The following is a 26,172-nucleotide window of genomic DNA, read 5'->3' as shown; positions in this document are numbered from 1 at the left end:
GAGCAATTCCGGTCCCGGAGCTGATTCTAGGATGGGCCAACGGAAGGGGACGAAAGGGCGCGGCACTTTCCGTGGATGGGGGTCTTCAGTATGGAGGCAAGCCCAACTGTGAAAAAGTCTCATAGTGTTTTCTGCACCCGTTGCAATCGCCGCAGGCGAAATCACTTGTGTGACAGGAGTGCGCCCAAGCCAGCACGTCCAGGGGTACTTTCGCAGCTTTAATCAATTCAGGCGCAGTCAGACCGATCGCTGGCGCTACTAACGTCAACGAGCCTTCCTGCATCTCGAGGAGATCACTGGCAGCTTCGATGAATCTTGATGTTCCGTCTGCGTGAAAACCATCAGTTTTTAGGCACCCAATCATTAGGCGGTCACAGCCAAGTGGCACCAACTTCATTGCTGCGAGTGTTATGAGCATCTGGTTCCTGAATGGCCACCATTCAGGAACTGGAGCGATGCCGAGCGGCCTAGATCCTGCAAGATCACCGCTTCCGAGCGAGCTTAGATCCGCGCGCACGATGTGGTGTTCAATGTTTAAAACCGCACACACCGCCTCAGATGCCCGTATTTCGGCTTTGCTGGCGAGTTGGCCATAGTCCACAGTAACAGTCAAGGCGGGCCGCTTCCAAAATGCTATGGCAATCGAGTCCATTCCGCCTGAGAGGAGAAGAGCAGTCTTCACACTAGCCACACGGTATGATGAACTGCCGTTGATAAATCATCGAAGATTCGACAGCCAGAACCCTGGATCATTTTCAAGTCTTCGGCGGCCACAGACTGGGCTAAAACGTACACGGGCAATCCCATTCGACGAGCATAGCCGATCTCGAATATCGTTCCTGGGTCCAATCCATCAAGAACGGCGAACAGCCGATCACAACATTCCAAGCCATTCAAGTCGGCCGGGCCGACTACCTCAGCGGGACCCCTTCCGACGTCATGAACAGGTGAAAACACACCAAGGCCGAATCCCAGGAAACTGCTTCTCAGTTCATCAATGATCCATCGCTGTCCGAGGGAGAAAAATGGGCCGGCCAGGTAAACTCTCCCGGGCTTTCTCGTCACGGATCGGCGCTTCGTCGCGCGAAGAACGTCGGCGTTCGGAATCGGCAGTGCCATCGCTTCCGCGTATTCAGCCACACCTCTTGAGGCGAGTTCCGCAGCGATTTCAGGCGTATCCTGATGCCCTGCCCAGCGAGCAGCGAATATGGCCGCGAAAACGTCTCCTGAGCCTATGGTCCATGAACTTCTAGACTCAAACGCCGGTACTGGAGAAACTCCACTCGCCTGAACAACGAGAGCCCCTTCTGTTCCGCCCTTAATTACGACCAGCTCGGCTCCTTCGAGCAACAAAGACTGCGCCGCGGCGATCGGATCGGGCAAACCCGTCATCAAACGAATCTCATTGCGATTGGCAACTATCGCTAACCTGGAAGCCCGACTGCCATTGTCCCCGAAACGCTCGGGCGCAAATGCAGATTGGGGATCATAGACGCAGAACTCCGAGTCAACGACGGCCGTGCCTTCGAGCATTCCAAAGCGCAACACGACGTCGTCCTTGACTGAGATGGCATCGTTCTGGTGAATCCTTTCACGTATCGGATTTATCGACGGGTTCGACAAACAATGTACGTATTCGAATGAGATGGCGTCAGGCGAGTCCACAGGTGAAAACCGAAAGCCACACAGTGCCACATATGGTGCGAAGGCTTTCGCCAAATCAGGCCGCGCATAACTGATGAGGTGGACCTCATTGACGTGTCCTGAGATAGCTCCGGCAGCGCGTCCTCCTGATCCCCAAATTTGGTTCCACTCAGGCCAGATACACCGCTCATGGTAAACACCCCCCACTACCGTAATCGAACTCATTGCGAGTGCACCCACACTTGGCAACTGCCTCCCTGGATCGACCTTATCTCAGCCACATAGGCGCGCCCATTCTGGATGCATTGGATAATTTGGGCCATTGCAGGGGATGTGATCGATCCGACTGTTTGTCCCGCTGTAGTTTGAGCCAAAAGCCTACGCGGCGGCCCCGGATCAAAGCGGACCTCGAGTGTGTTCCCGGTACTCACCGTTGCGAGCACAGTCCGGTCCACTGAGTTGAGTGAGGTGAGTTCTGAAACATCGCAAGGATCTGCAATCCCGCCTCCGCCTTCTTTGGGCTGAATCGGTGCGGGTCGCCATTCGCCGCCGCCTCCGCCACCTGACATGGCCTTAGCCTCCACGTATCGATGTAAGTAACTTGTGAGTAGGATTGTACTCTGGAGAGACCAGGCAGTAGCAAGAAAAATCATGCTATTCGCTGATGGCGTGTGCCACATGGTATGGCGCGTCGTTCCACACAGTCTGTTGCTCTCCCCGCAGTTAGCTGCGACTTTCACTCAGTCTTCATACCATGTCTCAGTCGAGCGCAGCACCGCTGACCCTTGTCTCAGTTCTAGCCTGAGCTTGTTCATATCAGGTTGAATCGAGAATGGGTGCGATTGGTCATACCAGTGAGTCCGAAGCCAAAGGCACAGATCACCGTCACAACGCTCGTATATGCATGTTGCTGATGCATGTCCATCCCCTCGCTCCTTTAGGCCGAAGCACTCGGCGACTGTAACTGCAGGACCAAAGGAGCGTTCCTTAGCAGCCATCGCAAGCGCAATTGCGATCGCAGCAAATGCCACTTCGAACTCTTTTAGGACACCTTGGGATCGTTTATCGGCAGTCATCACGAGTCATCGTAACAGACAGTGAGATGATAGGTGTACGATTCAGCCCTGGCCAGCCAATTCGGAATAGGCTCTATTGATCGCTTGCGCCTTGACCTTCGCCAGGTCTTGAAGTTCCTTCCCCAAATGCGCGACCTTATCGGGATGGTAGTTGGACATTTCCCGTCGATATGCAGCGCGAATCTCTTCGCGGCTTGCTCCTCTTCTTATCCCGAGAATCCTGTAGGGATCAAACGAGCCTGCTGTGCCAGTTGCTGAGGCTGAATCGGATTGATGTCCTCGGTAGCGTTCTGATGATTCCGCGGACCGTCGGGCTGAGTAATCTCTCTCGATCCAACGAAGTATGTCAGAGCCCGAAATCAACGTAATAGGCTTACCTTTGGCAAACGAACGAGCGCTCTGGCTGAACGCCGCAGTCGTGATCATGAAGCCGTGTCGAGCGTTGGCGTGCATCATTGATCCATAAAATTCACGGACTACCGGAGAACCAATATCGTTCTTCCAGCGTTTGCACTGCACAACATCCTTATCGCTTGCTATCTGAAGGATCAGATCAATGCCTTCGTCTCCTGAACCTCCGCAACAGCGTACCGTGTAACCATCCTTCCGAAACAAAGAGGCGATCAACTCCTCAAATTCGGTGCCAGAAAGCTGCTGCAGCCCTTCCAAAGTTCGCAACTTTCTCTTTCGTTCCTCTTCCTGGCGTTCTGCTTCACGGCGCTGCCGCTCTTGCCGCGATGCCTCTTCGGCCATTCGTTGATCGAAAGCTGTTTGAGTCGCGCGCTTTTTTCTTTCGGCTTCTTCAGCTTCTCGATTGACTGCTTGCATGCAGTCGGAGCAAATGCTCGCTTGGGATAGAACGGGACGTTTGCACCTCGGACACTGGTACTGGAGACGATCGCGGAGTCTTCTATAAATCCATATTCCGCAGATGCCCATGAATAGAACAAAAATCGACCACGAATAATCTGTCGGCGGTGGGGCATTCTGAATCGGTAGAGTGTTCGGGAGTTTCGGATATGCGTGCTGAGTTCCGGCTTTCAGAAGTTTGTCAACCGAAGACGGCGAAGGAGAGCGGTCTTCGGATTGCTTGTTAGGCCCTAACACCTGCCGGTGTCGTTTAGATCCGTGAGCCTCGATGCCGGGAATAGGCTGTTCCCTCAGATCCGAAACGTTTGGCCTGTACGCCGGACTCTGAATAGAACTATTATCCGGCGGCGGCTTCGCTGACGGAGTGTTGTATTGGCGAACGTCGGATTGCTTGAGGGACTGTAACTGATCTTGCAAGCAGCGATTGTAGGCGGCCGGCCCCTCCATGAGTTTCGGATAGGAACAGGCTGATTCGATTGATCGCCTTTCATCAGGCGACAGAGGTGAAAGATTCGGATGTGAAGGACCGACCGACCACGCTGCTAGCTGGTCTCGCAGGCAGCGGTTGTAGGCGGCCGGCCCCTCCATGAGCTTTGGATATGAACAGGCTGATTCGATCGATCGCCGTTCATCAGGCGACAGAGGTGAAAGGTCGGGATGAGAGGCGCCGGAAGACAATGCCTCAAGCTGGTTTCGAAGGCAGCGATTGTAGGCGGCCGGCCCCTCCATGAGTTTCGGATATGAACAGGCTGATTCGATTGATCGTCGTTCATCAGGCGACAGAGATGAGAGATCTGGATGTGAAGGACCGACCGACCAAGCTGCGAGCTGGTTTCGAAGGCAGCGATCGTAGGCGGCCGGCCCCTCCATGAGTTTCGGATAGGAACAGGCTGACTCGATCGATCGTCGTTCATCAGGCGACAGAGGTGAAAGGTCGGGGCTCGTCTGAGTGCTTGCAATGGAAGACGCTCCAAGGATTGTGCTCAGCACAATCAATGAAGTCCGCGCGCCGCCAAAGAGCAAGGCCATTTAACCAGAATCTCTCGTGTGAAATAGGATATCTCCAAAACGCACCCTGCGAGCAGACGACAACGAAGTTGACAAGTAGCTGACCGCGGCCAATGGCCGTAAAATCCCCTGGCCGGCAGGAGACATTTGGGGCAGGGGGCTAGAGAATTGGGTCCAACTTGAGTCCAACAAGTGCCGAAAACCGTGCATTGAGGTTCAATAAAACGCACTACCGGCCTAAACGAATCAACAACGTAGCACATCAGTTGCAAATTCGGGACCAGGGGGTCGGAGGTTCAAATCCTCTCTCACCGCAACGGGAACGGCTGTGGCACGCCGCAACCGCCCATGCCGGCGAAAGTGAAACGCGCATGTTGGCGCGGAAAGACAATGTGCTCTGTTCTTCATTTTGCCGACGAGCGCGAATTATGAAATTATGACGGCACCAAGGAGCGTGATCGCGTGCTGTCCGCCCGCTGTCGACATCACCGGAGGATAATCTGCTTATCATCGTCAAGCGCGCTCTCTTTGCGTGGCTGATTCACCCTGCGTTTTGCGCCGTTGTATATCCGGCCCAGCGAGAACGCGTCGGCAAGTCTCGGCCTCTGATCAGATTCCCGGGATCACTTCTGGTCCCGGGAAATGACCTCTTATCAGAGTGAGTCTCGGCGTCGACCTCTGAGGGTAAAGCGGCCTTCCAGACCAGATTGGCAGCAACGGCATTCAGAAGCCAGTCCCTGCCAAAATCCCCGCATTTCAAGAAGACGGAAGACCTTAAGTTTCATTGACTTACCGACCTCTTGTCTCGCGGAGCTCTAGATTTGTTAACGGAATCGTTGGAAGTTAACGAAATTGCCGGAAGTTAACGGAAATGTTGGATGGGTCCAGTCCCGCTTCCCGGCGATGGTAGGGGAAATTGAAGACCAGTAGGCGGAATTGCTGCACGGTAGGCGAAACTATTATTCACCTCCATCCGCCCACACGAGAAAAAAGGGCTGGCTGCTCACTTTGTAAGCTTGGGAACGTGCGGAGCCGATGGTAGAAGCAGAACGCCGCCGTCTTCGACCTTAAAACGCAGCGCCGAATAGACCCAGCGCACCCGCCCGAGAGCGTCAAGGACTTTTGCCCGGAACTTGCCGCGGCCTTGCGGTGTGTCGGCGTACCCGGCCCCGAAGCTCCGGCGCAGTGCCGCCCAGGAGATCAGCGTAGGGCGCTCCAGATAGCTGACGCGACGTGTTGCCCAGGTATACAAATCGAGAGACAGTGGCGATTGCTTCAGTGCCCTGATTGCACGGAGATCGAGCGGGATGGGTGATTCAACAAGCTGTTCAAAGAACTTTTGGGACAGCGTTACGCTCGACCGCGGCGGAGTTCGCAACAGCTTTTGTGGCGTCCACCAGAGATCAAATTCTTCCGCAAGCAGAAGGTTGGAACCCCCAACGTGGACTTCCGTGGCTTGCTCGTGCTTCCATCGTGTGGAAATTGCTGCGCCAAAAAGGCGCTCCATCTGATCCCTAAACCGAGGAATAGTTCCCCAATGACCGCCAGTACATTGCAGGCCGAGCCGCCCCATGAAACTCGACAGAGAACGCCCCAGTTCAAGCTTTCGCTCTCCCGTTCGCAAAGCTTCGGTTGTCATCCAGATCAAGATGAGCCGTGGATAAGCGCCGTAAGGGAGCCCCGCGCCTCCCAGATCCGTAATCGACAGTGTTACGTCGCCATCGGTACGTGTGTATTGCGTCCCTGGTTGCGCCCGATGAGGGAGCGTTGTCTGAACAAGCATTTTTGCCATGAACCCAAGAGCGTCCGCCTCAATGGCTGACTCACCGTGAATTGAGCTCACTAACGAGAGAATCCTCTCGGCATTCCGCCCTCGTCCGTGTACGCTTGGTGCGTTCGAGACATTCCCGTTTCGGCCAACGGCGCCGCCGTTCCGGCGATCGGACGACCCTCGCGAAAGCGGATCACGCGGACCTTCCGGCCATAGTATGGATCGAATGCTTGTCAGGTCAGAAGACACTCTATGGCGTCACCGTGCGTCCAGGACGTTTGCGATTTCTGAAGTGCGGAAATAAACCCTTCGGCCAAGTCGCAGACGAGCTGCATTGATCTGCTTGACCCATTCACCCGACGAACGAAGGCTAATGCGCAACCCCTCGGGAGATCGATCCAGAACCTTGGCCAATTTCGCCAGACTAAGGAGCGGGCCATACTGCTTGACTAGAGCTTCTTCGATAGTCATCGCTGTTCTTCTCCAAACTAGATGCGCCTGTAGTGCAATGCACATTTCAATAGAAGCTAAAACGCGCTACAATCAGTTTTGTGTTTTATACCATTACTGACGTGTTCATTTCAATAGAATCCGTTGCATTACTATGCGAAGCCCGTCACTTTCCACGCACGTTTCCTAATGGGCGCTGCCCCTCGCGCGCACAAGCCGTATCCCCAGTCTTCCTCCACTACGTTCCGTGCAGACCTTCGCTGCGCTACGCCCCCTTCCGCTTTGCTCCAAGGGTGGGAGATCCCCCTCGGCTTGCACTTGCTACCCCTGCCCTCGCCGCCGGGTGGCTCAGGGGTTGTTGGTTAACAACAACCGCCAATACCAAAATGCCGAAGGACAACCCGATGAGCACACTTCCCAAGTCAGCATTCCAGATGCTTCAGCTTTCACGACTCCACGAGTCCCCAACCAATCCCCGGCGGGTTTTTGACGAAGCTAAACTGCTGGAGCTTGCCGCCAGCCTGAAAGCGCAGGGGCTGATCCAGCCTATTGTCGCCCGACCAAATGCCGATGGCTTCGAGATAGTCGCTGGCGCACGTCGCTACCGCGCTGCGCAGCTTGCGGAGCTTTCGGAAATTCCCACACGTGTCGTCTCTCTGAGCGATGAGCAAGCGCTTGAGTGGCAGTTGATTGAAAACAGCCAACGAGTCGATGTGCATCCCTACGAAGAGGCCCAGGGCTTCCAAAGGCTCCTTGAACTCCCCGGTTACGACGTAGCTGCCTTGGCAGAAAAGACCGGCAAGAGCGAGAGCCTTGTCTACGCCCGTCTCGCATTGCTTCAACTCATCCCCGCGGTTGCCGAAGCATTCCAACAGGAGCGCATTACAGCCAGCCATGCCACGCTAATTGCGCGGCTTCCTCGGGATCGCCAGAAGGACGCCTTCGAACAGTGCTGGCGCAAAGACTGGCAGGAAAATGAACCACACCTGCTCCCTGCCAAATATCTCTCGGCATGGATAGCCAACAACGTCTACCTTCCGCTGGACGAAGCACCTTTTGACCGCGACGATGCGAGCCTCAATCCCGATGCGGGATCGTGCTCAGCCTGCCCACGTCGAAGCGGATATAACACCTCTCTGTTCTCCGATGTTTCTGGAGACCAGTGCATGGATTCCGATTGCTATTACATCAAGCTCTCGGCACATGTCCAGCGCGAGGTTGCCGCGAAGCCTGAACTGGTTCAGATAGAAACCGCCTATCGGAGTCCGAGGGAACGGCAGCCAGGCACGCTGTCTCGCAACGAATACACCGATCTCGAAGCGCCTGAAGATGAGAGCGAAAATGGCGAGTACGTCCCGCCGTGTGAAGCGTCAAAGACGGCCATAGTCGTTTATGGTGATGGCGCAGGGACCACCCGGCAAGTCTGCACAGATCCCGACTGCCCCGTTCATCATCCGCGCAGAGTCGCTCCCATCGACCCAGAGGCCGAGGCTAGACAGCGAGAATTTGAGAAGGAGCAGGCACAACGCAAACGCCTCCTGAAACGCCGAACCGAGGCGTTCAATCGCATTCTCGACAATGCACCCACGACATTCAACGGGCCGCAGCTCCGCATTGTCCTTCGAGCCCTCATCAACATCGACGCATACGACTTTACTGACGATGTGGCAGCACATTTCGTCGGCGACGACGAAAACAACCAGCAAAGCGCCGAGGAAGTGCTGCTCTCTGTAGTGGACGGAATGGAAGACGACAAGCTCCCTGCGTTCGCCCTTCGGCTGTCGCTCACCGGCCATGTTGACATTCCAAGCGAGGGGGAGACGGATCATCTGATCGAAGCGGAGAAGTTGTTCGCTCCCGCTCAACCCAAGACGGCAACCAAGAAGCCTTCTGCGAATGCGACGAAGAAGAAGGCAAACGCCAAGACAAAATCAGCCAAGAAAAAGTCCAGCAAGAGAGTCGCGGCCTAAACCACGGAGGGGGCCAGCGATGGCCCCACTCTTCAGAGGAGGAGATGATGCTGCAATTCACATACAAACTGAAGATTACCGAGCGGGTCAAGGGCAAGTGCAGTCGCCATCCTCGCTACAACCCTGAAAAGGACGGACGCGCTGGAATCCATGGCGCGTGTTCGTGCTGCTTCTCACTCTATGACCTTTGCCAAGCTCGCATTGCTTTGGACGCGGCACAGCGCGAATTCATTCGCAGGGCTGCTCCCTGGGCGCGGCCACGAGAGCCGCGCAGCAAGAGAACTATGGATACGTCTGAGGAGCCAGAGGTTCCCAAGAATGAAGCCGGTGTGAACACGGTCGAAAGCGCGATCGTATATTCGCCCATCTGACGATGGGCCTTCAGTTTGCCCCCGCGCGCTCTCGCGAGAGAGCGCGCATCTCCTTCCCTAACTTGCTGCAATTGATCCCGACCTGCACCAACAGGTTGAAGATGTTGCCGGTGACCCAATAGAGCGACAAGCCTGAAGCATAATGCCAGAGCGAAAAACCCCAGATCGCTGGCATCAGTAGCGCGAACATCCAGCGTTGAGAAGGGCTCATACTCGGGGTCGGTGTGATGCACTGCGTGAGAACCATGCTCCCGATGATGAGAAGAGGCAAGACGTGCATAGGATCTGGCGAGGCGAGATCCGCGAGCCATAACCAGTGTGCATGGTGCAACTCGGCCGCATTTTGCAGCACCTTCATGTAAGCAAAGAGCAGGGGCATTTGTAATAGCATGGGCAAGCAGCCGCCAAACATGTTTGCCCCCTCCGCCTTATACAAAGCCATCATTTCCGCATTCATTTCCGAGCGCTTTGGATCATTCAGCTTCAGGTGAGCGTAGCGCTTCTTCAGCGCTTCGACCTTTGGCTGAACGCGCATCATCTTCAGAGAAGATTTCATCGACATCACTCGCGGCCAGACGATCAGGAGATTGAAGATCACCGTGAGAACGACGATTGACCAGCCCCAGTTGTGAATTCCCTGATCGTTCAGAACGCGCAACGCCAGGTAGAGTGGCTTGGCTATAAATGTGAGCCAGCCGAACTCGCGATGACTCGCAATGGACTGGCTTTGCGATGCTGGCAACGACGCCCTGGCAATCTCAGTTTGTACCGCTTGCGATTGGCTTTGACTGGCCGGAACCGCCGGGATCAGTTCACCGTGGCGGAGGTATTGAAGGCCGAAGAAGAGCGCAACGGCCAGCACGATGAAACTTAGCAGTGAACGGATATCGCCAGCAGTACTGGGGTTCCGGGATTCAAAATTGGGATTCTGGATTTCGGGCACGAGACACCTTTTCCTTCCGGGACAATGGCCCGGAGCACCATGGGACGATAAAGCGCGTGCATGGCGCCCTAAGGTCGCCATACGCTAACCCACTGGGATCAGGAAAAGAGAGGAGGAGGGCGCTGGAAGGAAGGCGCGAGACTTGGTTCTTGGGGGATTGGGAACGAACGCCAATTAAACGAAGGATTCCAACGGTCTGAGCTTGGAGCCATCCAAGAACGCGGGAAAGCCCTCAGGCTGGCTGTAATGACTCGGTAGATTGCCGGCGACCGCGCAACCACGAACATGAGCAGGATGGTGAGCAGAAGAAAAGAGATCATCCCGCTCATCCCTGCAAACAACAACGACTGGTAATACGGAAGGCACAGAACAAACAAGCAGAACAATCGCTCCGACGCTGTCTGCCTGTAGCCCTGAGGCTTTGTCACGTGCCTTGCCATGCAAGCCATTGTACAACGCGGTCGGTTGCGCGACTCGAGTGAAGATTGAAGCAGCCCGCTTTCCAAGTCGACCTTCGGGATTTACCTGACGTCGCAGGATGGGGAGTAATAAACGGGAAGATCAAATATCCCAGATCTTCCCGTCGAACAGTTCTTCTGCAATTTTCGGGGGGTTCCTTTTTACGAAAGGGTGATTAGCAAGAGCCTGTCGAATGTACCGGACGGCGTCGTAGGCTTCAATGACGAGTTCCCGCTGATTCTTGAAGTGCTGTTGATCGAATGCATCTTCATTGATCTTGTGTGCCGGTTGCTGCCGCAGCTTACGGACCTTCCGAAACGTTGTGAAGATCTTTTCCATGGGTTCGGGATCTGCTGGATGAAAATATCGACGCATCCAAGCCTCAAGCAGCGCAATCGTCCCCCGCGCATGAATAATGATCTTACCGTCGGATCGTGTTTCCTCATCTTCCAGAGGGATTGAGGCTGAAGCGAAGAACTGTTTATTCAGGTTATCGGACAACATCTGATCGAGCAGGAGCACAAACCGATTGAACTCAGCTAATGTGGGCCTTAGCAAGAACGCGAACTCGCGAGGTCTCTGCTCCGAGTAGGTTTGACGAAACATTGGCGGCATTTTCATCAGCTCTGTCATCTTGTTGATGAGTGCCAATTCTTCGATAAACGCATCAAAGATGGGGATTCGGGTGCCCCATTCTCCTAGGATCGTGCTCCGAAAATAATCAGGATGCACTTTGAAATTGCCAGCTAATTCTTTAGCCCGCCAAAGCTGCTGGTGTTCGGGACTCAACCCGGAGAGATAGCGTAGATATACGGCGACAGCCCGGTTCATCTCTGCATCATAGGCAAAACCAAACGTCTGCAAAATGACCTGGTCTCGATTCTCCATGGCGTCAGATTCATAGAATGCATCCCGTACGGAGATGTTGCCGTGTATGGAATCTGTCTCGTATATATATCTAGGGTCATTTCGATAGTGTTCGAGCACCGAAAGATCAAACGTGCGAAATTCCAACTGCCCTTCTCCCCGCGCCAGTAGCAGAGTATAAGGCCGATCATTGTAATGACCCACTTCTGGAAGATCTGCAAGGGTTGCGGGGCGTGGATATAGGCAAAAGTGCTCGCTAAACTCGAGCGACTTCAGTCCGGCTAATTGTGCGTCGATGCCAGGAGAGTTGAATGGCTTAATGTGCGGATTTCCGGTTAACACCACATCGATCGCGCCGGAAGAGATCAAGTCCTCCATCAACCCTCTTGCCTCTAAATCGGAAACGCCATACTCCTCTTTCAGCTTGTAGACCGGATAGCCATTGAAGTCGTGCGATTCGAGGTAAAACTTTACGACAGAATCGAGAACCGCCGAATGATCCAAGGCTTCCTCCTTCATGGGCTTTCGAGCGATCGCTCCTCATTAGGTCATCAACCCGCATGAGAACGCGCAAGTTCCCTACAATCCGACATAGCCGCGCTCGTCAATTGGGCGGAATTCAATTTGGCAGGATTCACAGAACTCTATGGGCGCGTATCTCCTGCCGGAGTTCATCACGGAGTGCACGACTCTTCCGGAGCTGCTTGAAAAAGTCCTCCAGCATGCTGACCACAACAGCATTCACGCTGACGCTCTCGCTCTCAGCCCACTCCCGCAATTTGATCCGCGCTTCGTTGCCGATGTGGAGCAGCATGGGATTCGCCAAGCCAAGTCCGGTCTTCCTAGTTTGAATGATCTCAACTTCTTTAGGATCGGTGTGGGCCATGGCAAACAAAACGATGCGTGACAGGTCGCCTGCCACGCGTGCCTCTTCGATCACTTTCTCTTTGAGTTCTACAGGGAGGCGCAGGGTCATGCCCACGCGATCATCAGTCCAGCGCTGGCCCTCTTTGTTTCCCTTCCGGGCCTTTGTAGCTTTCTTCTGAGCCAACTGTTCATCCTCCGGCAACCTGGCCGGGGACACACGCTATTCCCCGGCTCGCATGGGGGTATACGGACCTTTGAACAGAATATCCTTTTCGACCCTGACGAAGAACCGGTAACCAGGCCGAATCCTGATCGTAGGTTGAATATTCAGGTTCCGCCGAGTCACCTCGACTCCAAGCTGGCCGACCTGCTGCCCTACCGCGGCGCCGGCTTGCTGGCCGACGCTCTGGCTCTGGAGCACCGAGGAATTCTGGCCCTGACTCAGTTGAACTCCCATTGCAAATAAGGAGGTTAACAGCGCACCGGAAAAAATGCGAGCCCAATGGCTGTCCACCTGATCGCGGTATCCGGCTGCGCCCTGACTGTCGTCGCCCTCGAATGCGCCCAATTGCAGTGAACTCCCATCCGGGAAGATGATGCGCTTCCAGACGGCCTGCAAGGCGTCCTGGCCATAATTGACGTGTGAATTGTACATTCCAATAAGGGTTGAGCCAGCCGGAATGAGCAAATACTGACCGGTGACCGAGTCATAGACGTTTTCCCTGACAAGGGCACGAATCAAGCCGGGCAAATCGGAGTTCAGCTCCTGTTCCAGCACGGCGGGGATCAGCCATCCGGACTTGACCTCAAACTTTCCCAGCGCCGCGGTGCGGGCGCGCGGGAGGTAATCACTTTCCGTTTTCGAATTTGCCTTATTGGCAAATCCCTCTTTATCGAATTGAGCATTCTGGCGATCGAAGTCGCTCATGTTCTGTTCTGAGTTCTCGCCCGATCCGGAAGCCGGTTGTTGCGGCACGCTGGCGGCTTGATCGGCTCTTGCTCTCAAGAGCGCAGCCGCGACGGACTGCATAGGGTCAGTTACTGCCGTCTGCTTGCCAGATTCAGCCTCTCGCCCAAAGGAATTCGATGCTCCTTTGATCGACGTGCTGGATTCGATAGCCTCTTGCTCTCGTTTGTACAGCTCCAGCCGTCGTTCTTCGGCAAATGACAGGGAGCCATTGGCGGCGGTGGAGACGGGCGTCTGGCTGTATTGGAGCGGGGGAATCGAAGATCGCCCTGCTGCATGCAGTCCATCGCCCTGGCGTGCGGCCCCATCGGCCGTCTCGCCCGTAATCGAAGTTCGAGGTTCCAGGGACGGAGGCAGCGCATGGGAGGAACCCGTGTTCAAACCGAGCCGCGCCTGATCGTCCATCCAGCTCTTCTCAGAGACGGTCGCCGGCCCTGTTGCTGTGCGAGGCGCATCGGCCTGCACCGTTTTCTTCATCTTCCGATTTTTCAGGCCATGCTGCATATACCCCGCAGCGAGAACGACCAAACCGATGACGATCAGCCCGGCCAGGGGTCGAACTCTCTTTGCCTTGGGCGTATCTGCGCCGCCGGCGCCACGAACTACGCTGTCCACATCGGCGTCAATAATGTTCCTGTCCTCGGCTTCAGAGCCGGCTTCGACCGTCGCCTCGCGCTTGGAATCGGTGCCTCGCACTTTTTCGTCAGACATGACTAGCCCCTCCCACCTGGATTGGCCGAGCTTGCATAATCCTGCGCTCGTGTAATCGTGACTTTTTTCTGCTTCTTGCCGACTCCGAGCAGGAGAACGCCTTTATCGAATAAGCGGTCCACGACGTAGCGGTTGCCGTCGACCCGGAAGTTGACCAGCTCGGTTTTGCCACTTACGTCGATCATCAACGTGGGGACTTCGCGGAATCGGCCGTCATTTGGATAGAAGATGTACGTGTGCTGACCGTCGTCCAGGACCCGCACGGGCTTCATGTCGGGATCACCGTCCACTTTGTAATCGAAATAGAGATGATCCAGTGCGTTGGGAGTCATGCCCGTTCCGGTATCAGGCAGGGACTTTTCCTTTCTCTGTTCTTCGGCACTTCGTGCGGCAGCATCTTGCTGTGCCTGAAACGCTGACCACTTCGCGGGATCGTTAGCGGGATATCGAAAAGCGACGGTCGAGATGTAGCGCGTGGCGTCCGAAACCAGGCGCACGACGTATGTACGCCGATCTGTGGGCACAACTAGGTCTGTGTCAAGGCCCGCTTCGATGGGCTTGATGATGAGCAACGCCGTCTGAGTCAGCCCGGAGCCGGACGCGACTGGAGTCACTTCCCAGCGTCGCCCGTCGCCAATCTGCGGCGGACTCTGGATATGCTCTCCGGGTTCGAGTTCCAATGCGCACACGCGTAGAGGCGCGCAAACCACCACCGGCATGCCTTCCCCGAATGTGTACAAGACACGTCCGTCCGCGCCGGGCGTCGGCAAGTTGAAACTCGACTCCCAAGCATCTGCCACCGATGCCGCGCTTGCCGCAGTGGCATTTAGTTCCACATGAGGCGCGCGCCAATCAGGCGGAGCGCCAGCCGGTTTCGAAGCCGCGCCGGCTGCAACGGAAGGAGGGTTCGTGCGCAACGGCGGGATCGCAGGAGTGGTCTGGCCGCGAAGCTTCTGCAGTGCTCCGTTGAAATCGTAGTTCGGGAGGTCATTGTATTGTTGCGAAGTGCCAGCAGGCGCACCAGATTGCCTAGCGTCCGTCGAGGGCGTTTTCGTCTGCGCCGGAAGCGAGCAAGCGACTCCAAGGAGAACTGCGATTGAAAATCTCATTTGCCTTGACCTCCATCCGATGATTGCCCGGCGACGCTAGTTGACGACGGACTGACGACTTCACCCCAACTGAAATTTGTGACATACAGACCGAGAGGATTGATGAGGGCCTGTTTAGGGTCATTCACCTCTTGAGTGTTGACCGTCACGATCGCTCGGTAGCGATGAGTACCTTGCAATTGACCGAATAGATCGTGAGTCGCTTCCGTCCATACCACCTCGTAGCTCTTTGGAGATTGCTGAACGATCGACTCAATGGAGATGTCCACGGTTTCTTTCTGGAGCCTGGCGAACGGTGAGTTTTGCTGATACCAGTCCGTCAGCGTCTGCGATGCCGCGGAACTTGCTGAGGCAAGCGCGTACACTTCGTCCACCATCTTTCGCTGAACAACAGGATCGATCTCGACAGTCCGCAGATTCGTGATCCAGCGAGCGACCGTCGCCTCTTGCAAGCGAACATCTTTCACAGCAACCTGCTTCGCCGGAATGACGGGGACGGCACGGCCAACATCATCGAGCGCGACTACGTAGGGAACAGTGTGGGACCTGTAGCCAATTGTGACCATGCCAGTCACGCAGACCAGAGTCGTAGACATGGATAGGAAGGCAATCAGCCTCCAGTGCTTTGCGCGAGAGATCAGATCTCCATAGCGCTCATCCCACTCTTGTCGCGCCGCAGTATATGGATTCAATGTCTTTGAAGTTGTTGCCACTCGCTATTCCTCCCCTTCCATCCGCAGTTGAGGCGGCGGACTATGTTCGCTCCCGTCGTCTGGCACCAGATTCCGCTTCCTTTGCCGCCCGACGTTGAAACTCGGTTCTGAATTGCCCAGGTCGCTGTGATTACTCTCGATTGGCCCCGGATCGCCACTCGAAGGTGTTTCGGTTCCGCGCGATGGCGCTTCCGCAACGCCAGAACTGGAAACCGGAGTGGCCTCGATGGGTGAACTCGGCGTTGAGCCACCCGAAATGGGTTCGACTCCGCCACCTGGGGGAGGACCCACTGGCGCAGGTACGCCCGCGCCTCCCGCCGCGGTGTCCGCAGCGCCGGAAGCCATCGACGCCGATGTCCCCGCCGCCATATCACCGCCAAGCGCTCCGACTGCCTCCATGCCGCCGGCACCTGCGGCAGCCGCTCCACCCGCAGCGAGCGCGCCGCCACTCGCGACTGTGGCAACGGCGAGGGCCGCTCCTGTAGCAGCCGCGGCACCGGCATTTACGATGTCGGCTCCGCCCAGGCCGAGGCTGCCACTGGCGATCGATCCCGCCATCTTGGGGATCATCCAGGATGCGAACGCAAAGAGAAGCATTGACGCGATGGTCGGGAATATCTGGAGCGCCGGTTGATCCGGTGTATAACTGTCCATCGCCGCCACCCAATTCTGGGAGACGGTCTTGAAGACCCCAAGCATTAGGTAAATCAACATCAACCGAACGCCAGTCGAAATTGCTAATGAAATGTACCTTTCAAAATACGGCATAGTCCAGCGGCTACCAGCAAAGCCAAGGAAGATGTAGCCTGCCGTCATCACGATGATCGCTTCGAGCTTAGTGACGATGTAGTGCAGCACGATAATCAGATACGAAGCGAAGACCATCACGATCATGAGAATCGTCGTCAGGGCCGCTCCGGTCTGCGTGAGCAGGTTGGCGCCGTTAACCTTGTCAAACAGATCGCTGCAAATCTGGATGCCTTGCGCCATGATGTCGGAAGGGCTTTGGGCCGCTGAAAGGCCGGTCGCATTCGTGCCGATGGTGATAAAGCTGTTTACTATTGCGGGAATCCAAGTCTGTCCGTGTACGAGAACGGCATAGAAGAACGAGATCACCAGGAGTTTTTTGATCAGCGACAAGAACAGGCCCATGAAGTCGCTTTCCCGCAGAAAACTTGGGGCCGACCACGCGAAATCAATCGCTGCTAAGAGGTAGAACAGCCTTGTGGCAGCCGCCATGATTGCCGGTATCCAGGCATTCGCGGCTGTCTGCACCTGCTGAAACGTGCCGCCCACGTCGCTGGTAGCATTCTGCGCGTGGGCTATCGACAATGAGCACACTAAACCCGCAGCCACAAAGATGGTCGTTCGTTTCATCAAATTCAACTCTCTAAAACGTTTTCCCGTCCGACTGAATCTTGGGTTTTGAGAAGAAGGTCGCGCGGGTGACCCCAGCGCAAACCTTGCCCTCATCCGTATTCGCCCAGTCAGAAGCGGCTTGCGATCGACGACTCGCGCACATGGGCGTCAACTCTTGTCTGACGGAATCATGCTTCGCGAGCCACGCTCCCATGTCATCCGGGGATGCCTGATCCGGATCGCCGCCGCCCGCGGCCCTGAAATTCGCAACTATCTGGCTATCACTCACATGCCGGCAACCCGCCGCCATTGTGAGCACTATTAATAGGAACCCAACTGCAATCCGTCGCATGTCCCTCCTTTAGAACGTCACGCCGTCACTGCTGATGGTCGCCTGGCCAAAGAACTTGTCAGTATCTGCCTGTGTTGTTAAGTCTTTTTGGACTTGAGCCGACTGGAATGCAGCTTTACTTTGCATGTCGGCCATCATCAGTTGCCGAAGCTTCATCAGTTGCTCAGCTTGGTTCTCGGCGATCTGGTTTCCGACCTCCAGAGCCTGCATACGCCCCACCGCCGTCGTGCTCTGGCTTTGGAGAGTTTTGAGAAGCGCGGCATCACTGTTGAACTGATCGTTCTGCAACCCCGCTGCCTTGAGTGCTCCCAACGTACTATCGAGGCTTGTTTGTCCCCACTGCGAATACTGTTGTCCGTAGTTGGTCGTGGTCACGTACCCGGGGAAACGGAGCCTGAATGTGCCGTCCATGTTCGAAAGTGTGTAGGCCAAGGATTGCCCGGTATTCACAATTCTGTTGAGGTTGGCGATGTCGCCCGCTACCGTTCCAAACAATTGATTGCTGATGGTCATTCCGTGCTTCGTCATATCAGCAATTTGGGTCATTTGGTTTTCGACCATCATGACTTGCTTTTCAAGTTGGCCGACTAGCTCTGCATAGTTCAAGAGCTGGGTATATTCCGTCGCAAACAGACCCACCCCGCCGGCATGCGCCTGGGTTGGGATCGCTGTTGCGGTAGCTATGAGTGCCACAATCGCAACTGCGCTCGTTCCTTTAGCTAGCCATTTCTTCTGCACGGCTGCTCCCTCCTTCGAAGTAGGCAATCCACTCTTTCGACACTTGCTTTTCACCCAACCAGACAGCGACCCAATGTTCGCCGTGCTGCTTTTCCAGCGCGCTGACCCGAGCTCGATCCTTTGGAGAAGACACGCCAAGGAAACTGAGCGCGACTGGGCCAAGACGAAATGAGATGAGCCTTCGGCCGAGGGGACGAACAACGTAGTATTCGCGCTTCGGCAGTGCTCGTTGGAGAATCTCAACCTCCCTGCCGTTCAATCCGGCGTAGCGATAAAACTCGCGCATACTCTCATTGCCGGCCTCAGAATTGGGCAGGTAGATCTTGGTGGCGGTGCTCTGCAATATGGTGGAGGCAATAGGCGAGTCCTTCACATCGGCAATGCTCTGCGTTGCCAGTAGCACGGCTGCATTCTTCTTGCGCAGAGTCTTGAGCCAATCCTGAATCTTGTCCCTCCAGGCCGGGTGGCGCAGAAAGAGCCATGCTTCATCGATCGGAACAAACGTCGGACGACCGTTCAGCGACCGTTCCATTCGCCGGAAGAGATAGAGCAAGACGGCCATCACTGTTGCATCGGAAAACGACCCGCTAAGTAGGGTTTCCATCTCGCAGACGATGAAATGCGATTCGACCAAGCTATCGTCCGAAGCATCAAGCATTCGCCCCAAAGGGCCATCGATCACGTAGGGCTTCAGTCCGGCCTTGAGATTTTCATCCTGGAGGTTGGCTTCGAGTTCAGTGAGAGTTCGCCTGTGCTTAGGAGATTCGGCGAGTTGCCGAACGGCCCGGTGAATCGTTTGGCGCTCAGCCGGGCCTACAAGAATGTCCTGGAGGCGCATGAGCGTCTCAACCCACTCGATGCCCCAAGCGAACTCGGCAGGATCTTCGATATCCCTTAGCGGCTGAAATGCCAGGCCGCTTTCCCCAATGTCGTAGAACCGGCCACCCGCGGCTTTGCATAGGGCGTAAAGCGAATGCCCTTTGTCGAAAGCGAATACCTGGGCATTTGGATACCGAAACCACTGGCTTGTGAATAGGCAGATTGCAACACTCTTACCGCTACCCGTCGGACCGACGAGCAATGAGTGCCCCACATCCTGGTAGTGCAGATTTAGACGAAAAGGAGTGCCGCCACTTGTCGCCGCCTGGACAAGCGGAGGAGAGTTCGGTGGCATTAACGCCGAGGGGTTTACACTCTCACCCGCCCAGACTGCGGAAATTGGCATGAGGTCAACGAAATTCCTCGTATGAGCCATTGGACGGCGAATCTGGGCTGTACGGTTGCCGGGCATCGTCCCGAAGAAGGCATCGACCGCGTTTACAGTCTCAACTCGAACGCCGAATCCGCGGTTAATCAGCGCCTTGCGGAATTCGCCGACCATCGTCTCAATGAACTTCAGGTCCTTGTGTTGGAGCACGATCGAAGAGGAAAAGTAGCCGTACTGCACCTCTCCTGCCGCGGCTTCTGACATTGCGCCCTCGGCGTCCGCTGCCATCTCGATCGCGTGCATATTTGTTACGCCGCCGTTGGACTTGAAGACTTGGTCCTTGAATCCGCGCGTCTGAAACCGCCATTTCTTCCGCGTCTTCTCAATGATGGCTTCCGCCTCCCGAGTGTCCATCAGAATGATGCGAGTGTGCCAGCGATACTCGCAGGCCACCGTATCCAATACAGACAGCGCACCGGGCCACGTGGAACGTGGGAATCCATCAACGGACAAAACTCGGATGTGGCGGTCGGCCATTTTCGGTTCCATGCCTCCGAGGAAGTCCTCCATGGCGAGCATGTCATTCAGGAAAACCGGAATCTCCGGAAGCATCACAGGCCCCTTGATCCCTGTCAGACACCGCCGCAGGTATCCGAGCAGCTCATCGTCTACTCGCTCAAATCCGCCGGGCTGCGGCGTCCTCAGAGCGCACAGCCGTTTGACTGGAAATTGAGAGGAAAACACATCTTCGAACTGCCGGACCTTTGCCGTGAAGTACCTCAGCGCGTCTAACCCGACATTGCTTCCCGCCCGCTTGTCCGACCCGGAGATCATGAATCCCCGTAGCCGTTCGCTCGCCGCCACCGGAGGTAGATACGTGAGCGCCAGGAAATACTCGCTTTCGAAGTGGCTACCCTCGGACTGGAACTGAACTCTTCGTTCCTCATCGATCAGTGCCGTCACTCGGTCGGGGAAAGCGCCCCTGGGCCCGTAATCGTTTGCCATCAAGCGGAACGAATCGACCTGGACCATCCAGCCGCTCCCAAGCCGCAGAATCGAGGCCAGCCTGGTCGCAATCGCATTCATCTCTGAATGTGTTGCCGACTGGAGATCTGGTCCACGGTAACTCCACGCAGCCAGCAATGAGCCGTCATGCTGGAGCACAACCCCGTCATCGACGAGTCCGTACCACAGGAGCAAGTCGCCCAGACCCACCGGCTGTTTTCGCGCTTCCCCAAACATCGCTGCTCCTTATCCTCGCCGAGACGGTTTCCCTACAACAGCAACCCCGCTCTTCGCGGGATAGAAATCCTTGTAGGACAAATGCCGCGCATAGACCTTTCGCATCAGCGGGTCCTCTTTGCCCATTCGGGCCAACACCGCGACAATCGCCATAAAGCTGCCCCCTGCAATCAAGAAGGACAGAAACGACATAACGCTGACAGCCACTAACGCGAGCAAGAGACCACTGAGCAGAACCAGCTCGCGATCTCCGCCCATCAGCAATTGAGGCCGATTCAGAGACGCGCGCATAGGGGTAAATACTGGCTGATCTTCCATAACGGTCTCCAGGTGATGAGGGGCGAGAGCGTTCAAATTCGTCGCCCCTCATAGGTTGGTGTTTACCCCTGGGCGATTACCGAATGCCCAAGGAACGAAACTGCGGAATGCAGAGGCTGCATGAACATCGCAACCTCCGCGGACTGCCCGATGAAGGAAGTCATCACCTGTGCAGCGAAGACCACGCAGCACACGGCGATTCCCACATGGAGCAAGCGTTTCATCGTTTCGCCCATCTCGCCGCCGGCGAATGCCAGCGTCGCTCCAAGCGCAACGATTGCAATCACCGAGATGGCATAAGCGACCGGGCCAGTCAGTGAGGTGACCAACGTTGTTAGTGGACCTTCCCACGGCAGGTTTGTGCCGGTTTCGGACGCAAATGCTCCAGCCGTGCCAAGGGCAAACAGTACGCCCAACTGAAATCCAAAGCGGCCGACACCCCTCCTGCCGAATCTGCGCGCAATCCTTTTCAACCATTCGTGCCGAGTCATTGCCATTTGCCTCCTGTGCCCGCCGGGCACATCGGTTATGCGTGCCGGCAGGTCCTGCACGCCGCCAATGGATTAGCTCCGCTGGTTGGCGGAACCGCTTCGTCACACTTGCGTCAGGCGGTAGTGTCCTTCCTCATAGCCGGACACCACCGCGACTTCACGCACCTTCCGACCCTCGAGTGGGTCGAGAAAGATCGAAATCACAAGGTCCACAACCTCTCCGATGAAACGCTGCTGAGGAGCCGGGGTCGCTTCACGAACCAGATCCTCCAGCCGAACCAGTCCCGCATAAGCGTCATTAGCGTGGACCGTGAGAATTCCTCCGGGGTGGCCGGTATTCCACGCCTTCAGGAGTTCCAATGCCGTCCCATCGCGGACCTCACCCACTACGATCCGAGAAGGCCTCAGTCGCATTGAGACCATCACGCACCCGCGGATCGGGAAATCCGTAGTCGCCAACATGCTCACGTGGTTCGCACATTCAATCTGCAGCTCCGGCGTATCCTCGATCACAATCACGCGATCATGCGGAGTGAGGTCGGCAATTCCAGCTAGAATTGCATTGCCGAGAGTCGTCTTCCCGGCGCCAGTCGAACCGACGAGCACAATGTTCCGCCGCTCCTGAAGTGCCTTTTCGATGACCTGACGATGACTCAGGCCCTCAACTGCCTCAAGAAACTCCATCTGCTTTCGCGTGCGATTGCGAGGATCTCCCTTCCGCGAGAGAATTCCCGCCTGCTCGTAGTCCTTCAGTCCAAACCGTTGGGCTGATGGCTGGCGGATCACAAACGTTGGCGCTGTCACCACCGGCTCGATGATCCCGGCAAAGCGCGAGCCCCAGACGGGCAGGTTCGTTTCAAGAACCGGATGCCGGTCCGTGATGGTCGTCTTGCGCATCGAAGCGATCGTCATCATGGCTCCCTGTGCCAGTCCTGGAGCAAGTGAACCGCACCTTTCAAATGGCGCTCCGGTTCTCTTCACCCACAAAGCTCCATCAGGATTGAGAGAAATGTCTTCGACACGCCGATCTCTATCCAGGAGTTCGCATACCGTGTCGCCAAGCTCATAACGCAGCTTCTCCACGAGCCGGCCAAATTTTTCGTCAATGGGGAGAATTTCCGCTGCCATGGTCTACCGCGATGTACATTTCACACAGTATCATAGAAATGCGCATTTCAATACGGTGCATCATACACCATCTTCTTTCCGATATCGAGGTAGCTTATGGACAGAACGATCATCGCAGTTCACAGAATGCTTGATGCGCTCGCAGCGGCCAGCTATGACGTTGGCGTTCTGAGCGAGCGGGGCATGTTCCCCGGCCACGCAAGTCTCACAAAAGAGGCGATCTTAACCAAGCTCAAGTTCCTCAAAAGCCAGAATGCACGCGGAGCGCACATCTATGTCCGTCCATCGGGAATTCACAATCTGACTGTTCTCGACGATCTTAGGCAGGAATCCGTTGACCGGCTGTCGGCTGATGGCTTCGAGCCCTGCGCGGTCGTCGAGACGAGTCCTGGGAACTTCCAAGGGTGGCTGAAGCATCACCGCACCTACGAATCTCCCGTCTCTACGTTCATCGCCCAGGAATTGGCTCGACGTTACGCGGCCGATCCAAGTGCGGCGGATTGGAGGCGGTTTGGTCGCTTGCCCGGCTTTACGAATTGCAAGCCGAAACACAGGCAGCTAAACGGATTCTTCCCGTTCGTTCTTTTGCGAAGTTGTTCGGGAAAACAGTTCACGCGGGCAGAGGCATTTGGCTTGGAGGTGGCGAGCCGGTACCAGCTCCAGCAGGAAGAGAACAGGCTCGCAATTGAACGCCGCATTGAGCAGCAGAAGCGCTTTCCCCACGCGGGGAGGAGGTACTTGAATCTCTCGGTCGAGCGTTTCCGTGCCCTGCCCAGATACCATGATCGTCCGGCCGCAGCCGATATAGCTTTCTGTATCTCGGCACTGTCCCTCGAAATGCCCGAAGACGCCATCATGCGTGCACTGGAAGATGACTATCTTTCCCGTGATCTGAATCCTTCCCGGAGGGCGGCCTACATCCGTCGTACGCTCTTAAAGGCCCGGGCGTGGGCCAGATTGTAAGGCCAGGGCTCGCCCATTCACTTGTTGCCGCCGAAGAGGCGACTTGCAGAAGAAAACGCCTGGCCCATACTCTGTTCCTTGCTCGATAAGCACTTTGGCGATGAATTCACGTATCGGTGGAGTTCAATGAACGGAGGGAGGTTCTACGATTGGAATATCCAGTTCAAGCGGGGCCAGGCCGTTACGACGAGACGGTGAAGGCTATGAAGTCCATCGGCTGGTTCATGCCACCTTATGGCAATCAAGGCCGACTAGACATTCTTTCGCGCGAGATCAACGATGCGAACGGTCAATTTGATGAAGCCAAGGTCGAGCGGGTATTAGGGTTCTTCTACACTCCCGACCGGTTGGCATCGATGGTCATCAACATGTATGCGCAGATCCCCGTCGTGGATCAATACAAAGGGACTATTGCGGAATCGATTGCAGCGCATTTTTCCAGCCTTCATCATGTAGCTGTGGCCGGACTGATGCCGGTAGTTGAAGGGGCGGGCCGTGAGCTCGCACGTACTAGGGGCCTAAAGCATGAAGGCTCAGTTAAGGCCGTTTTTGTCGAATTGATAACGAATGCGAAAGACGATGCGTGGGCTCGAAAGATAGGAAAGACACAAGAGATCGAGGATATGCTCACTGGATCTCTCGATTTCCTGACGAAGTACTTTTTCGAAACTTCGGTTCTCTACCCATTGCTGGACAAGACCAATCGGCACGGGGTTCTTCACGGTGCCTACCGGGACTCCGACTACGGACGGCCAATCAATTTCTATAAGACGATTAGCGCAGTCGATATCCTGACGTTCGTCTCAATGCTCCAAACAAATAAAATGACCGGATTTGTCCCTGAGCACACAACGGCCTCAAGGGCTTTGGCGGAACGTTACTGTGAACTTCAGACTTTGAAGATTCTTTAAGTCACCCGAAGCCTGTCTTGGCCAAGGAATTCCGAATACCACTACCGGCGTAAGGCTAGACAGGCGGAAAGGGGTAGATTCGCCCTTCTGAACAGCTCGTCATTGGTCGCTTTCGGACTAATCGTATAATCGTATTTCCGGAATCAGGGTACTTGGAAACGCGATTTGGCGGATTATGCATAAACCGAGCCTCGCCGCTCTGATCCGCGTCAGTTTGTCGGACTGGGGAGCTCAGGAACGATTTTTATCGCGGTGCTTCGACCAAAATTCTGAATGCTGAGACTCGTCCCAGAATTGCTTCTCGGCTTCATTCTGAACTTCGTACCAGTTACGCCAAGCGAGCCGTTCTTGTCGGAACAATTTCTCATCTACGACGCGAGGTCTAAGAGAAGAAATCTTTTCCTCTCTTTCGGATGAGTAAATTCGTCGATAAGCATGCTTCGCAATGATGTCCCGAAACACTCTAGCGATGTGGCGTGAGGGTGCCCGCCGAGGGTAGAAATCGTCTCCTACTTGGGTGAACATCATGTGTCGCGGACTAAGAGGGAACAGGATGTTCGCTTTTGGAACGCCCCACCCTGCTTTGAAATCGTAGTCTGTTGGAGATCTGTAGTTGAGGCAGATCACCGGATCGTCACTCGTGAACCACGGCAGCCCAACTGGCGCCTCGACAATGGACCACTTGTGCTTGAGAAGCATCTTCACTGTACTCGTCAACACGACTTCCATGGCCTGGAACCAATGGCCACGCCCCACTAGAACGGTCGTGACCAATTGGACCTTTTTGCGATCCGGCACCTCACGCACTTCGAAACGCAGCGGGATGTAGCTATGTTTGGGACTACTTTTTGGAACGAGCTTCTCCCCTTTCGCCTTAGCCTCTCGCAACCGGCGTTCTAGGTCTCTTTGAGACTGCTGAAGAACCTGTTTTGTTTGCTCGCCCCAGCTATTGAGGTTTTTAACGAGGAAAGCTGGAGTTCGTACGATCTGCGCAGCTAACAGGTGGACGAGTCGATTCCAGTCATCCTGTGTCAGATCCCGGTCCGCGAGTACGTTTCGGATGGCTTCGCGAGCTGGCGTTTCGAAATCGCGATGCATCCATTGCTCGATGTCGTCAGCTTCCTCGCCCTGGACGATTCTTGTGTATAAGTCCGTCTCGTAACCAGTTCCTGCGACATCGACTGTTTTCCAGAGAGGCACACGCGGGCGGGATACGAGCGTTAAATACTCATGCACTTTCGATGAATCTGAAGCGAAATTCCGCAGATATAGCTGCGGAACAAAGTGGTTGTCGCGCGTCAACGCCATGGCAGGGCCTCGTCAGATCGGCCTCCCGAGTTGCATTGGGGATACTCCACATATTAGGCCGGTAGGCATCCCCCAACGAAATCGAATAATGCCAATTTCACTTTCGTGAAAGGCCCACGATGGGCGCTGCCTTCTCGTCTGCTGATTTCAGGGCAACGCACTCATCCGCCCGTCTGCTCGGTCAGCTTCAGCTGGGCTCAAGCGAGTAGCGCGATTGTCCGCAGCTCCAGATCGGGCTTTCTACCGCGGATGCGTTCAGCGTGCCGCGCTAAGAGCACCCCCGCCCAGCGGACGCACGCTCTCCCTCTGAAGTTCGCTTCGCGCCTTCCTGGTTCCGGACTCCTCCCGCCAAGGCAAGC

Annotated in this window: 20 protein-coding genes; 3 read left to right on the top strand and 17 right to left on the bottom strand. The window is 55.6% G+C overall.

Translation table 11 applies throughout. The features are described 5' to 3' along the window. Positions 1–85: 85 nt before the first annotated feature. The 4 genes from MOP44_RS04200 to MOP44_RS04185 form a co-directional block, all read right to left on the bottom strand. Positions 86–682 (bottom strand): 7-cyano-7-deazaguanine synthase, encoded by a 597-nt coding sequence (locus MOP44_RS04200; protein WP_260794659.1) that lies wholly within the window; start codon positions 680–682, stop codon positions 86–88. Further along, the gene (locus tag MOP44_RS04195) at positions 679–1,623 is read right to left on the bottom strand and encodes a PfkB family carbohydrate kinase (RefSeq protein WP_260794658.1); all 945 of its coding nucleotides are present in this window, start codon (positions 1,621–1,623) and stop codon (positions 679–681) included. Before MOP44_RS04195 ends, MOP44_RS04200 begins: the two co-directional genes overlap by 4 nt. Positions 1,624–2,762: 1,139 nt before the next feature. Continuing rightward, positions 2,763–3,548, bottom strand: a complete 786-nt coding sequence (locus tag MOP44_RS04190) for a restriction endonuclease (RefSeq protein ID WP_260794657.1) — start codon at positions 3,546–3,548, stop codon at positions 2,763–2,765. 2,053 nt (positions 3,549–5,601) lie between these two features. Then, on the bottom strand, positions 5,602–6,381 hold the full coding sequence (locus MOP44_RS04185; RefSeq protein WP_260796608.1) for a replication protein RepA: 780 nt from the start codon (positions 6,379–6,381) through the stop codon (positions 5,602–5,604). An 842-nt stretch (positions 6,382–7,223) separates the two neighbouring features. Here MOP44_RS04185 and MOP44_RS04180 point away from each other — a divergent pair. After that, complete coding sequence (locus tag MOP44_RS04180; protein WP_260794656.1) at positions 7,224–8,789, top strand: ParB/RepB/Spo0J family partition protein; 1,566 nt, start codon at positions 7,224–7,226, stop codon at positions 8,787–8,789. 381 nt (positions 8,790–9,170) lie between these two features. Here MOP44_RS04180 and MOP44_RS04175 read toward each other — a convergent pair whose 3' ends face one another. The 12 genes from MOP44_RS04175 to MOP44_RS04120 all read right to left on the bottom strand — a co-directional run bounded on the left by MOP44_RS04175 (position 9,171) and on the right by MOP44_RS04120 (position 22,631). After that, positions 9,171–10,103: a YidC/Oxa1 family membrane protein insertase gene (locus MOP44_RS04175; RefSeq protein ID WP_260794655.1), complete on the bottom strand. Its 933-nt coding sequence runs from the start codon at positions 10,101–10,103 to the stop codon at positions 9,171–9,173. A gap of 561 nt (positions 10,104–10,664) precedes the next feature. Then, complete coding sequence (locus tag MOP44_RS04170; protein WP_260794654.1) at positions 10,665–11,948, bottom strand: hypothetical protein; 1,284 nt, start codon at positions 11,946–11,948, stop codon at positions 10,665–10,667. Positions 11,949–12,063: 115 nt separating this feature from the next. Then, positions 12,064–12,480, bottom strand: coding sequence for a hypothetical protein (locus tag MOP44_RS04165; RefSeq protein ID WP_260794653.1), 417 nt, complete (start codon positions 12,478–12,480; stop codon positions 12,064–12,066). A 36-nt stretch (positions 12,481–12,516) separates the two neighbouring features. After that, entirely contained in the window at positions 12,517–13,959 is a 1,443-nt protein-coding gene (locus tag MOP44_RS04160) for a TrbI/VirB10 family protein (protein WP_260794652.1), read from the bottom strand. Between the two features lie 17 nt (positions 13,960–13,976). After that, positions 13,977–15,083, bottom strand: coding sequence for a P-type conjugative transfer protein TrbG (gene trbG, locus MOP44_RS04155; RefSeq protein WP_260794651.1), 1,107 nt, complete (start codon positions 15,081–15,083; stop codon positions 13,977–13,979). Further along, positions 15,080–15,796 (bottom strand): conjugal transfer protein TrbF, encoded by a 717-nt coding sequence (gene trbF / locus MOP44_RS04150; protein WP_260794650.1) that lies wholly within the window; start codon positions 15,794–15,796, stop codon positions 15,080–15,082. The genes trbG and trbF overlap by 4 nt, the downstream gene beginning before the upstream one ends. A 3-nt stretch (positions 15,797–15,799) precedes the next feature. Further along, positions 15,800–17,173 (bottom strand): P-type conjugative transfer protein TrbL, encoded by a 1,374-nt coding sequence (gene trbL / locus MOP44_RS04145; RefSeq protein WP_260794649.1) that lies wholly within the window; start codon positions 17,171–17,173, stop codon positions 15,800–15,802. Positions 17,174–17,516: 343 nt separating this feature from the next. After that, positions 17,517–18,245, bottom strand: coding sequence for a P-type conjugative transfer protein TrbJ (gene trbJ / locus MOP44_RS04140; RefSeq protein WP_260794648.1), 729 nt, complete (start codon positions 18,243–18,245; stop codon positions 17,517–17,519). After that, complete coding sequence (locus MOP44_RS04135) at positions 18,223–20,694, bottom strand: VirB4 family type IV secretion/conjugal transfer ATPase (RefSeq protein ID WP_260794647.1); 2,472 nt, start codon at positions 20,692–20,694, stop codon at positions 18,223–18,225. Before MOP44_RS04135 ends, trbJ begins: the two co-directional genes overlap by 23 nt. Before the next feature lie 9 nt (positions 20,695–20,703). Beyond that, the gene (gene trbD / locus MOP44_RS04130; RefSeq protein WP_260794646.1) at positions 20,704–21,012 is read right to left on the bottom strand and encodes a conjugal transfer protein TrbD; all 309 of its coding nucleotides are present in this window, start codon (positions 21,010–21,012) and stop codon (positions 20,704–20,706) included. 62 nt (positions 21,013–21,074) lie between these two features. Then, a complete protein-coding gene (locus MOP44_RS04125) occupies positions 21,075–21,509 on the bottom strand; it encodes a TrbC/VirB2 family protein (RefSeq protein ID WP_260794645.1) in 435 nt (144 codons plus the stop codon). Between the two features lie 96 nt (positions 21,510–21,605). Next, positions 21,606–22,631, bottom strand: coding sequence for an ATPase, T2SS/T4P/T4SS family (locus MOP44_RS04120; RefSeq protein ID WP_260794644.1), 1,026 nt, complete (start codon positions 22,629–22,631; stop codon positions 21,606–21,608). Between the two features lie 96 nt (positions 22,632–22,727). On the opposite strand from MOP44_RS04120, the gene MOP44_RS04115 reads away from it, so the two are divergent. Both MOP44_RS04115 and MOP44_RS04110 read left to right on the top strand, forming a co-directional pair. Continuing rightward, positions 22,728–23,594, top strand: a complete 867-nt coding sequence (locus MOP44_RS04115; RefSeq protein ID WP_260794643.1) for a RepB family DNA primase — start codon at positions 22,728–22,730, stop codon at positions 23,592–23,594. A 149-nt stretch (positions 23,595–23,743) separates the two neighbouring features. Further along, on the top strand, positions 23,744–24,505 hold the full coding sequence (locus MOP44_RS04110) for a hypothetical protein (RefSeq protein ID WP_260794642.1): 762 nt from the start codon (positions 23,744–23,746) through the stop codon (positions 24,503–24,505). 231 nt (positions 24,506–24,736) lie between these two features. On the opposite strand, the gene MOP44_RS04105 is transcribed toward MOP44_RS04110, so the two are convergent. Then, the gene (locus MOP44_RS04105; protein WP_260794641.1) at positions 24,737–25,813 is read right to left on the bottom strand and encodes a DUF4238 domain-containing protein; all 1,077 of its coding nucleotides are present in this window, start codon (positions 25,811–25,813) and stop codon (positions 24,737–24,739) included. Between the last annotated feature and the right edge of the window lie 359 nt (positions 25,814–26,172).

Source organism: Occallatibacter riparius (assembly GCF_025264625.1).
GTDB lineage: Bacteria > Acidobacteriota > Terriglobia > Terriglobales > Acidobacteriaceae > Telmatobacter > Telmatobacter riparius.
The sequence above is the reverse complement of the archived record's forward strand: the minus strand, read 5'-3'. Positions and strand labels throughout refer to the sequence as shown.